Genomic DNA, 13483 nt, shown 5'->3' on the forward strand with positions numbered 1-13483 from the left:
CGCCTACCATTTAAGTAGGTGCTTCTTTATTCTTATATATCTTTACTCTAATCTCTATTAGTATTAATTACACCAAAAATATAATCACTAAGAATATTTTTTACTCTTTTAATCTTTTCTAACACTTTTATCAAACAGTATTCCTATTCCTCCTAGTAAAGCCAATATAGAACCAAAATTTCTATATTGTGAAATAGATTGTTCTAAATATACATTGTATTGGTTGGTATCCATTGTTCCACCATTTTGTCACATAATACAATCTATATTAAATTGCCCTAAGGCTATACAGCAAAATAACACTATTATTCCAATTACAAAAGCAAATATACATATTGTAAGTTTAATATCATTATTTTCTATAAATATACCTCTCATAATTTAGATTTCTTTGTTATTTTTTAATTAATGATATATTATCTACATTTTTTATCTTTAAAATATGTTCAGAATAATAAATAAAATAAAGGTACAAAAACTTATACTTTCATACCTTCATTGTTTTTATTATTTAATTATCTATCATTTTCATTTTTTAAATTATTGATTTATATATATATAAATTCTATCTCAATAAAGTTTTCTAAACAAGAGAATTTATATAAATATTTTTGCAATTTATTCCAAGTCATTCTTCAAAATTCCTATAATACTCTTCTAAATAATATAGTTTTTCTTTACTTATGGACTTATGTGTAGTCGTAAGAGAACGTATAATTTTTCTGTTTTTAGTAGATTTTAATACTTTTTTCTTGAAAGTATCATACTCTTCACTAGTTATTATTATTTTATAATGCGATTGAAATCTTATAATATCTCTAGCTAAAAAATCCTTACAAATTAATCCTTTTAATATTATTTTTATTGTACTCTTATGCCATCCATATATCTGCTTTATGTCTCTTATTATTTCTTTTTTAGATATCAAAGAATCTTTTTCCCATAGATAGCACATTACCACAAATTCTGCTCTTACTAACTGTTCTATTAATATTTCTTCTTCCACATTTTGTCACTCCCTCAAATTCTGTCTAGTTCAAATTAATAATAGAAGCTTCTAATCATAATTGATACAGGTAATTTTTACCATAAAATCTATATATTTAGTATGTTTTTTTTAAGTAAAATGACGTTCATATTTATAAATTTATCCAATTTTCAAACAATCATGTTGAATAATAACTAATTCTGTTGTATTATTGTAGTTGTAGAATAAAACTAAATCGGCAAAACTAGAGAAATTTAGTGACGCAAAGCTATAGGGACTAAGACTTGTAAAGTATATTATAAGTTATGTCAGCCAGTTGCCAAAAAGATATTTTTCTTTTTGTTTTTATGAAAGTTTTTTAGGGGGATAATAATATATGTTTAGAGATAAAATGGATAGATGTACACATATGTTAACTGCTTATATTGGTAGTTCATATGATTATTGTGATTTTATAGATACACAGTTAGATGATTTTGTACTAGAATACGGAGAAAATATAGTAGAATCTTGTTTGCATCAAGTGATGGTATTGGTAAGTAAGTATAATTAAATAGACCTTATTTTCTAGAAAACCCTTTTTAGTTTTATCTACTTTTAAATACTATTCTGTTAAAAAATTAATTAAAATATATTTCTATCATTCACAGTTTTATTTTTTATTAAAACATGATATAATTTTGAGATTTTATTTAAGTACGAAATCAAAGAACACATGGACTGCTGTTTGCCTTCATTTCGTACATAACTTTGTTTCTATTCAAGTCTGAAATAAGTTAGACTTTTAATATATTTATATTTGTATTTACCCTAATTTCTTTATTTTTAGAATCTAATACTTCTATAATATTAGTTAATGCCTTCTATGCATCATTTTCATTTACAACAAAATTATTATTTATCACCATTACAATTTATAAATTTATCTATATCTAAGGGATGCTTAAATTTAGTTATTATACCTCTATTGCATAAAAGTTCTTTCACATGTTTATTCATATATTTACACAAAATATAAAAAAATTATATAATTCAATTGGAAATAGCATTTTTATATATATTAATGTAAAATTTTGTTTTTATTTGTATCATAAAGGTACTCAAGTCATATATATATATTAGGATATTGAATTTATCCTAATATATATATAGGAGTGGTAAAGAGTGGATAATACAAAGAGTTTAGAATATTATAAAAATAATTTAGAATCATATTCTAGTGATTTAATGAAATTAGTAATTGGATTAACAGAGGAGAAATATTTAGATGCAAATACAAGAGTTTATTTAACACCTTGTCAAATATGGAGAATAATAAAATATTTTTTAGTTGGCGAAAGTTATGATTTATATGATGCAAAAGTTAAATTAGATTTTCAGAAAGATTTAAGTTTCAATTTAGATAATGGCATATTAAATGAACTTTCCGAAGAATTAGAATCTCTAATAGATTCTAATTATGTAAAAAACTGCAAACTTAGAGAAGAATTAAAAAGAGCTTTTAGATTGTCTGAGTGTTTAGCTGAAGCTATAAGACAAATAAGTTGTAATGATAACTGTGAATTTTTAGTAGGAAAATTATTTTGCTTATTGGTACAAATTATACTTTTAATAATATCTATTATAGCTAAAATAATTATACTGTTAATATTCTGTAGTGATTGCATTTCATGCAATGATGAAAAAGATGTAAGATCTTCTTTCTGCGATTGTCTAATTTGTGATTTAGAAAAAGAATTGGATGAAATAGAAGAGTTAATTGATGAACTAATTAAATTAGCCATTGCATTTATAAAATGTGGTTCAAAAAAATGTAAACATGATGAACATCACGGCTGTGACTATTGTAATATTTATCATGAAAACTCATCTTATATAAACAATTATGAAGATGATATACAAGAATGCTTTGATAAGTACAAAAAACAATGCTATACAAAAAAATGTAAATGTAATAGAAACTACTAAAAATCTTATTTTTATACAAAATAAAATCTTTCAAAAGCTCTATTAACTATAATAGAACTTGTTATTTTTATCTAATATATTTTGATAGCTAAATATATAGAATAATACAAATAATATGACTTTTTAGCTATTTGAAATATTTTATAATAATATACAAACTATAATACAGAAGAAGTTACTTCAATAGGTTTAAAAATCTAAAAGAGATAGCTTCTTTTGTATAAGTAAAAATCTATAATATTTTTACTTTTTTGAAATCTATAAAAAGACCTTATTTTTATATGTAATTGAGGTCTTTTTTTATTATCTTAAATTTACTGATATATAATTTTTTCCAATATTTTAACTCAAATATTAACAATTATAAGTTTAATAATACTATATTATATTAATTTATTATATATCTATTTATAGTAATTGTTAAATTTTCTCTTATATAAACTGACTTTAATTTAATAAAAAGACAATAAATATATGTAAATATACCTATTGCCTCTTATTTAAATATTTATTTGTATCTAATTTTACTATTATATTTATCACTAAGACTATATTTACATTGTGTAACATTATTACAACTATCTGAACAGTCATCATTATCATAATAGCATAAATTTGGATTGTGCATACAATAACTTCTACAGCATTTACAATTATTACAATTACGAAGTTGTGGACAAATTATAAATAATAGTGATAAATCAATCATTCTACAATCAAAGTGTTTTACACAAATATTCTCTATTCCAACAAAAATAGTTTCTATAATATTATCACACTTATCATACCTCAAATCTTTTAGCAAGATAAATTGACAAAATGGTATACTCCAATGTGCAGAATGAAGAGACTGCTGACAATTATCTCCTGTATATATAATCTTAATATTTTTAAATCCTTTTATAACTAATTTTGGCCCTAGTATAGTGTTAATAATCTCCTTATCTTCTATGCATATCTTTACACTTACTTCATTAATACATTCTATATCTGGTTTTTGTGTTGGAACACATAGTATATCATCTTCTATAAATTCTTTATAGTATTTCATACATTTGTTATCTGGATAGTCTTCTAAGGGCGTAATTCCAGTTTTTAAAATACTTTCATTCATATAAATATCTCCTTAATTTTATAATTATATAGAGATTAAAGTTTCTATATACATTTTATATATGATATAAAATCATATATTGTTATAAAAAAGCTAAAAAAATAAAAAATCTTAAAAACATGTAACAAAAAGTCGAAATTTAAATAAATTATATTGAGAGGTAAAAACTTTCAATAAATTATATAAGGAGAGATAAATATGAATAGTAATGCATGTGCTTGTAATATGGATTTAATTGATGTAAGCGGTTTATGTGACATAGACGATGTTACACAGGTTATAAGTCAATATCCTTATTGGTTTCAGATGTATATACCAGAAACATTAAGTATCCCAATACAAAAACCAGATATTGAACAGATAAATTCAGTTAATGTATCAGTGAATATATTGAGAACAAAAGTAGTAAAGACACCTGTATCACCTTTAGATGCTAATTGTGATTTTATACCAAACTTAGAAGGAAAAATCTCTACAGGAAGAAAAATTATTGTTGAGGGTGAATTGTGTCAAAAAATATCTTATACAGCTGATGAAAGATCTCAATCAGTTCATTCTGCACATTTTTATGTACCATTTTCAAGCTATATAGTTATACCACAGAAAATTACTTTTAATAAGGGCACAAAATCAATGAAATTAGACTCACTTGATGTAGACTATCAAGTAAATGCGTGTATAGAAGATTTGTCTGTAAGCCTATTAGATGCAAGAACTATCTCGAAATATACAACATTATTATTATATGCAATACCAAGAAATACATTATAAAATTATAAAAATAAGGAGTAGAGGAAATGTTAAATTCTAATTATACAAATGGCACATCTTATCAATTCCATGATAAATGCTGTTGCGATGATAAGATATTAAATATTGTTGGTGTCTATCCAGAATCAAAAATAGAAAAAGTTTTGCAATGCCCCTGTCCTGAAGATAAAAACAAATGGACAGAGTTTTTTGTATCAGAAACAGTAGATATACCATCACAAAAGCCAAATATAGAAGATATAGTTGAAGTACATTCTTGTGTAGATATAATATCTCAAAGAGTAATAAAAACACCTTTAGTAAACGGATACAGCTCATGTAATGGATACTATATCCCAGGAGAAACTATACCAAATGGAGAATGTACAAATTTGACAGGAAAAAAACTAATAATAGAGGGACTACTAAGACAAAAAATAATCTATACAGCAGCACTAGGTGAACAATCAGTTCATTCTGCAGATTTTAATATACCATTTTCAGTATTTATAATAATAGAGAAAAATACACCACTATACCAACAATTTAAAATAACAGCATATATAGAGGACATATATGCATGTGTATTATCAGAAAGAAGTGTCTTTAAAAATACAACTATTTTTATAAAGGCATCAAAAATATGTTAAGTAATTTAAATAAAATGAGGAGGAATAAAAATGGGATGTAATAAAAAAACTTGTGAATGTGACTTTAATATCAAAACTTTAGGTATATGTGATGTATCAAAATTAAATATGAATGGATGTAAAAAAGAAAACTTAAATTGGACAGAGATTTCAATTCCTGAGATACTTCCCATCCCAAGATTAAAACCTGATATAGAAAATATAGATCAAGTTTATGCAAGTGCAACAATTACTTCAGTAAAACTTATAGAAACTCCATTTGCATATAAATCATATAATTTATATATTAGCTTGGATATATTGAATAAAATAGAAGCTATATTAGATGCATTTCTAGCAACAAATATACAGACAACAATTAATACATTGATTGGTGGAATAAATGATTTAATATCAACAATTAAGGATGCTATACCTTTAATACCTGGATTAGGTGAGATTATAAATCCTTTATTAGCTAAGTTACAAAGATTACTAGATTTAGTTCAAGCATCTGTGAATTCTATTTTATTTGATATTGATAATTTGTTAAATACAATTCAAACTGATATAGCAAGAATAGTATGCGAATCTCTTAATTCTATAATATGCAGAACAGACGATTTAATAAGATTACTAAAATCTATACAAATTGTTATCAATGATATATTTGAAACAGTTAGTACACTTGAAGGACCATTAATAGAAATATTAATAACAACTTTACAAACAATAATTAATAATATCATTACACCTTCATTTGAGATATTAATTGGAGAAAATGGTATATTAATTATACTTGTTGAAAGTTTAAGTAGAATACCAATCGATTGTGACAAGACTAGTGCATTTGCAATACTACAAAATGCTGAAGGAACATGCTTAAATGGAAGAAAACTAATAGTAAATGGTTTATTAAAACAGAAAATAGTATATACTGCTCTAGTAGATGAACAATCAGTTCATTCTGCACATTATGAAGTACCATTTTTAGCATATATAATTCCATATGCCAAATTTGAATGCTTGACATATGAAGAAGGAATAGTTATTTCACCACCTGGAAGACCAGTAGTTACAATAAATGGTTACAGATATAATCCTAAGTTAGACATAGAAGTGGATTTATGTGAGGAATTTATTGTAGATTCATGTATTGAAGATATATATGTAAATGATCTTGATGAAAGAACTATATTTAAAAATATAACATTATTCTTAAAAGCACAATTAAAATCGTTGTGTAATTAAGGTTAATACTATTTTACTAGTATACTATATAAAGTAATATAAACAAACCAAATTAATAACAGTATCTAAATTTTCAAAGGCGTTAATAATACCAAATTTACGCCTTTGAATTTAGTTTAAATACTTAATACCTCACTAAATGAAAGCAATGAAAAAATAGTCTTTGTGCCACGTACGCTTAGATTCAATAATTCATAAAACGTCAAGTAGATATTTAGCTTATTTATAAGTTTATTCCAATAAACCACCCCTTCTTTTTTCTTACTTCTATATAAATTTTTTTAATTTTTAGTTTAGTTAACAAAAAATTTTATTCCATTAATCTACTCTATATTTTTTGATTTTTAAGAAATAATTTTTAATACTTTGATTGATAATATAAGTAAGACAGCTTTTCAGGAGATGATTAAATGACTCTTAAAAACAAGAAGTTTACTATAAATAAGTATGGAATTTTATCTATCATTTTAGTTTTATGCTTGATTTTAACAGGTTTTAATAGCTATGTTAATTATAGTAATAGAAAGTTTAAAGATTATGTTGTTTTCTATGTTCAACATCAAGATGATGAGGTATTGTGGGCTGGTAGTGCTATTGTAAATGCTGTAAAAGAAAGAGGACAAAATAATGTATTTGTGGTTTTAGTATCTACTGGATGTGGTATATCTGTTTTTGATAGATATAAAAAATATGAAACTCTTACAGATAGCCAAAAATCAGAATACAGAAATAGAGAGTTCTTAGCTTCTCTTAATAATCTAGGAGTAAAAAGAGAAAACATAATAATCTTACCAGAAAAAAATGTAAATGGTACTACTAATTTTAACTCTATGGAAGAAATTGCAATTACTTTTGAAAAAAAATTTAAAAGTGTAACCCATATAGCACATACTTACAAGTTAGATGACCATTTACAACACATAAAAAATGGCTCTGTTATTCAAGGTCTATATAACTCTGGTCAAATCAAAGATGCCAAATACTTTGTAAAACCTAAGTTTGCTCATGAAATAAGTTTTAACAACAAGATAGTTTATAAAGCTCATTCTATTGAGGACTATGAAAAAGTTAAAAATGCATGTGAACAATATAAACTTATTGATGAATCAGAATGTAGAGAGGGTATTGGTTATAAATCTGACCACAAATCTTTTGATAAATTATTAAGTGATAAAAATGTTCCTGCTATACTCCACACTCCTAATTTATAACAAATATTTATTTTAAAATAAATATTTGTTATAAATTCTTAATAATTATGAAATTCCTTTGTTATTTATATTTGTTAATATATTTTTAGAGCTAGTCAATTTATATACTTACTGTTTTCTGAAACCAATTTTTAGTATAAAATAAAAATTGATTAAAAATAAAATTTCGAGGGGGATTAATGAAGTGAATCAAAATATATTGGTTGTAGATGATGATAGGGAAATAGTAGATGCTATAGAATTCTATTTAAAACCTGATAATCTTAACGTTTTAAAAGCATATGATGGGTTAGAAGCTTTGGACATATTAATTGAAAATGATATTAAATTAATAATAATGGATGTAATGATGCCCAATTTAGATGGTCTTAAGACTACTCTCAAGATAAGAGAAAAAAAGAATATTCCTATAATACTTTTATCTGCAAAATCACAGGATATGGACAAAATTATAGGCCTTAATATGGGTGCTGATGATTACATAACTAAACCATTTAATCCACTCGAACTTACTGCACGAGTAAAATCTCAGCTTAGAAGATATATAAACTTAGGAGATTTTAGTAATACAAACAATTCAAATGATACTAATTATATTTTAAAAAGTGGAGGTCTTGAGCTAAATACAGATACAAAAATAGTTTCTTTAGATGGTGAAGAAGTTAAAATGACACCTCTTGAGTATAAAATACTTGTTCTTCTCCTATCACGAAAAGGAAAAATATTCTCTTCTCATGAGATTTATGAAAAAGTTTGGAACGAAGATGCTTATAGCTGCGAAAGAACTGTTGCTGTTCATATTAGAAGAATTAGAGAAAAGATTGAAGTAAATTCAAAAGAACCAAAATATTTAAAGGTGGTGTGGGGTATTGGTTACAAAATTGAAAAACTTAATTATTAATGATTCAAGAGCAAAATTTATTTTATTATTACTATTATTTCTATCGCTTTCTATATTATTTGAGACAATATACGATTTAAATAATAACTTTATTGATATTAATGAATTTAAATATTTATACAATGAGGTAGCTATACCTTGCTTTTACTACTTTGGGCCTCCTTTGTATTTATCAAAAACAAATTTGAAATTTATTTGTGAAGGTATTGCATTATTAAGTTGTATATTGGCTATATTATTTTTTATATTCTATAAAAAAAATAACCAAAATAAAGTTAAATTCTTAGAAAACATTATCACTTTCTTTTCCAATGTAAAGATTGAGTTTACACTTATATTAATTTTAATACTTTTAGCATTACGATTTTACATATTTACAAACACTAAAATGTTCTACAATACAAATTTAATTGTATTTAATTTTATTATTCTATCTGTAATTTATATAATATATGAAAACATAAAGCATGGTGGCTACAATCCAAAAGATATGTCTATAACATGTAGATTCTTTTCAGATCTTGTTAGCAGATATAATAGAAAAACTATAAATAAGAAACTAGCTATAGCATTTTTAATCTCTATAGTTATACAAGCAGTTATTCAGTACATAGCTTTAGTATTATTTATGCGTATATATTACGCTAATGCTATAGTTATAGAGGTTTTATTTACACTTGTAAGTATAATTGCTTGTTCTTATATATACAACTTTTTATCTACTAAGTTTAATTACATAAATAATATCTCAAAAAATATAAAAAACATTGAAAATGGAAATCTAAAATATAAGTTGGAAGTGATAGGAGATGATGAAATATCTGCTTTATCTAAAAGCATAAATAATATAACAGATGGTCTTGAAGCTGCTGTAGATGCTAATATAAAAAGTGAAAGAATGAAAACTGAGCTTATAACAAATGTATCTCATGACTTAAAGACTCCACTTACATCTATACTAAGTTATGTAGATATGTTAAAAAATAACGACCTTGATAAAGAAACTATAAACGACTATATAAATATTTTAGATAAAAAATCACAAAGATTAAAATTATTGATAGAAGATATATTCGAAGCTTCTAAACTTAGTAGTGGTGATGTTGAATTTAATATAACAAAGACTGATATAAAAGAACTCTTAATTCAAAGTATAGTAGAACTTGAAGATAAAATTCAAAACAGTAATTTAGATTTTATAATAGAAACACCAGAAGACTCTGTATTTACTATGATAGATGGAAAAAAGACTTGGAGGGTCTTTGAAAACCTAATTGGTAATATACTAAAATATTCTATGAAAAATACTAGAGTTTACATAGATATGTTTATAAAAGATGAAAATATAATAGTAACCTTTAAAAATATTTCAAATGATAAATTAAATCTAAAACCAGAAGAATTAATAGAAAGATTTAGAAGAGGTGATATATCCAGAAATACAGATGGCTCTGGTCTGGGCTTATCAATTTCTCAAAATATAATTGAATTACAAAATGCAACTATGGAAATAATTATAGATGCTGATTTATTTAAGGTAACCCTTGCTTTTAAAAAAATTAATTAATATTAAATATATAAGGTTGTAAATTGCAAAATAATTTTTATTTTAAATTACATGCTATAAATAGTTAACTTGTAATTTACAACCTTATTAAAATCATAAAACTATTTTTAATATACATATATACTTATTTTTATATACTTGCTCTAATATATAGTCTTATTTTTTCCTGATTTTTTAGCTTTATATAATTTTTTATCTGCCTCGCTTAAAAATGCTTCAAAGGAATCAAAGTCTATCCATTCAGAAATTCCAATGCTTACAGTTATTTTATATTGAAGTTCTTTAAAATTATATTTAAGTAGACTATTATGAACTTTAGATTCAATATGAATTGCTTTTTCTATATTTTCTGTCAAAACAATAAATTCATCTCCACCATATCTACCAGCAAATAGATAGTAATCTTTAAATGATTGAATGATGTAAGCCATCACTCTTATAACCTCATCTCCCACTAGATGCCCATAATTATCATTTACATGTTTAAAATTATCTATGTCGATTATCATTATTGCATAATTTTTAGAATTATCTTTAACAGTATATTTTATATTTCCCATAATGGCTCTTTGATTTAATAAACCAGTTAATTCATCCGTAATAGCCAGTTGCTGAAGTTTTCTGTTTGCCTCTAACAACATAACTCTTTGCTCTTCTATTTCTTTTGTTTTTTCATTAATAATGGCCTCTAGTCTATTATTTTCAGCTTCCATTAAACTTATCGGAAAATACTCACCTATTTTTTGTAAATCATTTGCGACAGAATTATGAACACTACTTATTAATATTTCTCCCTCACATTCAACACATAAGTATGTTATTCTTATTTCTACTTGAAAATTATAGCCTTTTTTAGTTTTCTTACAAACTAGATACTCTCCAAATACAGTATGTGAATTTTTTGAATATTCTTTACTATCTAGCCATAACTTTTCTAAAATAAAACTATCTGGTGATTGTTTTACATACTCTTCTAATAAATACTCTACCTCTTCAATACTATTCCCTACTTCAAACTTTCCAGTACCAATCCAACATATATTTTTGTGAAAAAAAGACATACATTTTTTCACATCCCTCTCTACAAAATATGCATTTATAAACTGCTCAACACGTTCAACATATTTGTTCTTAAACATAATATTATTATCCCCTTATCGTTCTAATAAAGTTATTATATCATGACATTGTGTATTTGTTTAAAGAAAAAAATTTATATCTATACATAATATATTTTTTATGCTTTTTTAGAAGTAAACAAGAAAAAAACCTCCTTGGAGGTCTCTTTCTAAATGTTGGGGTTTATATTTACATATTTATTTGATTATACCTTTTAGTGCGATATTAATACATTTTAAATTATATTTCTCTATAAATCATCATGTATTTCATCTCTCTGTATTTATAATATCACATAGAGTTTCCATAATCAGTTACATCTCTGTTACCTAAGATTACAATTTTGTAATATTTGTAATCTTAGGTATAAATTTACATCCATTCTTTAATATAGTATATGTTTTTTATTAACACTAAAGACCTTTTAAGTCATATTTTTCTAGGAAAAGTTTTAATTCAGAGTAAATTTCTTCTGCTCCACCAACTTTATTTGATTCAATATTTAAAGCTAACAATGGCTCATGTAATGATATTCTAAGTAAAAACCAACCATCTCCATTTGCTTCATTACAATTGACTCTTATACCTTCAAAGTTATTTGGTGCAACAGACCATCCATCAACATTATTAACATGAGAATCTAATTCTTTTAGTATACCTTCTGCATATGGTCTAAAATCTTCTTTATTGATTCCTATTCTAACTTCTTTTTCTTCCTTTGCTTCTTCAAGGTTTTCTATCAATTCTTCTATAGTCTTTCCCTCTAAAGACAGTTTTGCAACTTTTATTAAAATTTTAGCTATTAAATATGCTCCATCGTCTAAAAAATAATTTTCTTTTAGAGCAGCATGTCCAGATGTCTCTATAGCTAAATGGCACTCTTCACCTTCACTATTTAATCTTATAGCTTCATTTATTACATTTTTATATCCTCTTTTAAATCTATGATGTCTTCCTCCTAATTCGCTTATGAATTTAGCAAGACCTTCTGAGGTAATAGAATCAGTTACTATGGCTGTATTTGGATGTTCTTCTAATATTATTGATGATATAACAGCTATAAGAGAATTTTTATTTATTGGTTTCCCATTTTTACCTACAATAGCAGCTCTATCTACATCTGTATCAAATATTATTCCTAAATCACTCTTATTATCTAATACCGCTTTACAGATGCTTTCCATTGCTTCTTTATTCTCAGGATTTGGTATATGATTTGGAAACATACCGTCTGGGTTCAAAAACTGACTACCTGTTGTATCTGCTCCCAGTATGTGTAAAACTTTTTCAGCAAAGAACCCTCCAGCTCCATTTCCTGCATCAACTAGTATTTTAAGTCCAGAAAAAGGCTTTTCATAGTTTTTACTTGAGTTTACACCTATTCTAATTTTATCTATCAATAAATTAGAATAATCCTCTATTAAATTTTTTACTACAGCTGTTCCTTTTTTGTCTACTCCTTCAAACTGTACACTATCATTTTTAACAGCTATATCTAACATTTCTTTTATATCTGTTTTTTCTAGACCACCATTTTCTGTAAAAAACTTTAACCCATTATAGTAATAAGGTAAATGGCTAGCTGTAATCATAATTGAACCATCAGAGTGGTATCCATCCATGATAGTTGTCATAAACATTGCTGGTGTTGTAGCAATCTCACAATCAATTACATCACAATTATCATTAATCAAGGTTTCAATAACAGTATTTCTAAATTGACTCCCTGTTATTCTAGAATCAGTTCCTATTGCAACAGTTACTTTATCTTTTTTAGTTTTTTCTTTTAACCAAATATGAAATGCTTTAGCTATTTTTTTTACTTCTTCTACAGTTAAATTAACTTCCTTAGAATCATTTTTATATGCTATTCCTCTAATATCTGTTCCATTTTGCAGCTTGTATATATCACCCATAAACATTCTCCTTACTCAATTAAAATTTTTATTAAAGATTATAAAATTCCTAACTTATTTAAAATTTAC

General features: G+C 24.9%; 13 protein-coding genes and 1 riboswitch. Of the genes, 8 read left to right on the forward strand and 5 right to left on the reverse strand.

Going from position 1 to position 13483, the window contains the following annotated elements; genetic code table 11:
* Positions 1–108: 108 nt before the first annotated feature.
* Both IC174_RS21125 and IC174_RS09380 read right to left on the reverse strand, forming a co-directional pair.
* Complete coding sequence (locus IC174_RS21125) at positions 109–234, reverse strand: hypothetical protein (protein ID WP_255606499.1); 126 nt, start codon at positions 232–234, stop codon at positions 109–111.
* Between the two features lie 394 nt (positions 235–628).
* Positions 629–1006, reverse strand: a complete 378-nt coding sequence (locus IC174_RS09380; RefSeq protein WP_227432727.1) for a BlaI/MecI/CopY family transcriptional regulator — start codon at positions 1004–1006, stop codon at positions 629–631.
* Positions 1007–1215: 209 nt separating this feature from the next.
* Positions 1216–1312, forward strand: a riboswitch (cyclic di-GMP riboswitch).
* A gap of 52 nt (positions 1313–1364) precedes the next feature.
* Here IC174_RS09380 and IC174_RS09385 point away from each other — a divergent pair.
* Positions 1365–1541: a hypothetical protein gene (locus IC174_RS09385; RefSeq protein WP_227482782.1), complete on the forward strand. Its 177-nt coding sequence runs from the start codon at positions 1365–1367 to the stop codon at positions 1539–1541.
* A gap of 611 nt (positions 1542–2152) precedes the next feature.
* Complete coding sequence (locus tag IC174_RS09390; RefSeq protein ID WP_227432725.1) at positions 2153–2956, forward strand: hypothetical protein; 804 nt, start codon at positions 2153–2155, stop codon at positions 2954–2956.
* Positions 2957–3464: 508 nt separating this feature from the next.
* Here IC174_RS09390 and IC174_RS09395 read toward each other — a convergent pair.
* Positions 3465–4070 carry a DUF3794 domain-containing protein gene (locus IC174_RS09395; protein WP_227482783.1) on the reverse strand — a complete coding sequence of 202 codons (606 nt, stop codon included), beginning with the start codon at positions 4068–4070 and terminating at the stop codon, positions 3465–3467.
* Positions 4071–4268: 198 nt separating this feature from the next.
* Here IC174_RS09395 and IC174_RS09400 point away from each other — a divergent pair, with 198 nt between their 5' ends.
* From IC174_RS09400 to IC174_RS09425, 6 genes are all read left to right on the forward strand, one after another.
* Positions 4269–4841, forward strand: coding sequence for a DUF3794 domain-containing protein (locus IC174_RS09400; RefSeq protein ID WP_227482784.1), 573 nt, complete (start codon positions 4269–4271; stop codon positions 4839–4841).
* A gap of 26 nt (positions 4842–4867) precedes the next feature.
* The gene (locus IC174_RS09405) at positions 4868–5470 is read left to right on the forward strand and encodes a DUF3794 domain-containing protein (protein WP_227432722.1); all 603 of its coding nucleotides are present in this window, start codon (positions 4868–4870) and stop codon (positions 5468–5470) included.
* A 30-nt stretch (positions 5471–5500) separates the two neighbouring features.
* Complete coding sequence (locus IC174_RS09410; RefSeq protein ID WP_227482785.1) at positions 5501–6700, forward strand: hypothetical protein; 1200 nt, start codon at positions 5501–5503, stop codon at positions 6698–6700.
* A gap of 410 nt (positions 6701–7110) precedes the next feature.
* Complete coding sequence (locus IC174_RS09415) at positions 7111–7911, forward strand: PIG-L family deacetylase (RefSeq protein ID WP_227432720.1); 801 nt, start codon at positions 7111–7113, stop codon at positions 7909–7911.
* Positions 7912–8095: 184 nt separating this feature from the next.
* Entirely contained in the window at positions 8096–8812 is a 717-nt protein-coding gene (locus IC174_RS09420; protein WP_227432719.1) for a response regulator transcription factor, read from the forward strand.
* Positions 8781–10379 carry a sensor histidine kinase gene (locus IC174_RS09425; protein WP_227482786.1) on the forward strand — a complete coding sequence of 533 codons (1599 nt, stop codon included), beginning with the start codon at positions 8781–8783 and terminating at the stop codon, positions 10377–10379. The genes IC174_RS09420 and IC174_RS09425 overlap by 32 nt, the downstream gene beginning before the upstream one ends.
* Before the next feature lie 143 nt (positions 10380–10522).
* On the opposite strand, the gene IC174_RS09430 is transcribed toward IC174_RS09425, so the two are convergent.
* Both IC174_RS09430 and IC174_RS09435 read right to left on the reverse strand, forming a co-directional pair.
* On the reverse strand, positions 10523–11518 hold the full coding sequence (locus tag IC174_RS09430) for a GGDEF domain-containing protein (RefSeq protein ID WP_227482787.1): 996 nt from the start codon (positions 11516–11518) through the stop codon (positions 10523–10525).
* Between the two features lie 393 nt (positions 11519–11911).
* Entirely contained in the window at positions 11912–13414 is a 1503-nt protein-coding gene (locus IC174_RS09435; protein WP_227482788.1) for a phosphomannomutase/phosphoglucomutase, read from the reverse strand.
* Positions 13415–13483 lie beyond the last annotated feature (69 nt).

Origin of the sequence: Clostridioides sp. ES-S-0001-03, from assembly GCF_020676075.1 — a bacterium.
Lineage (GTDB): Bacteria > Bacillota > Clostridia > Peptostreptococcales > Peptostreptococcaceae > Clostridioides.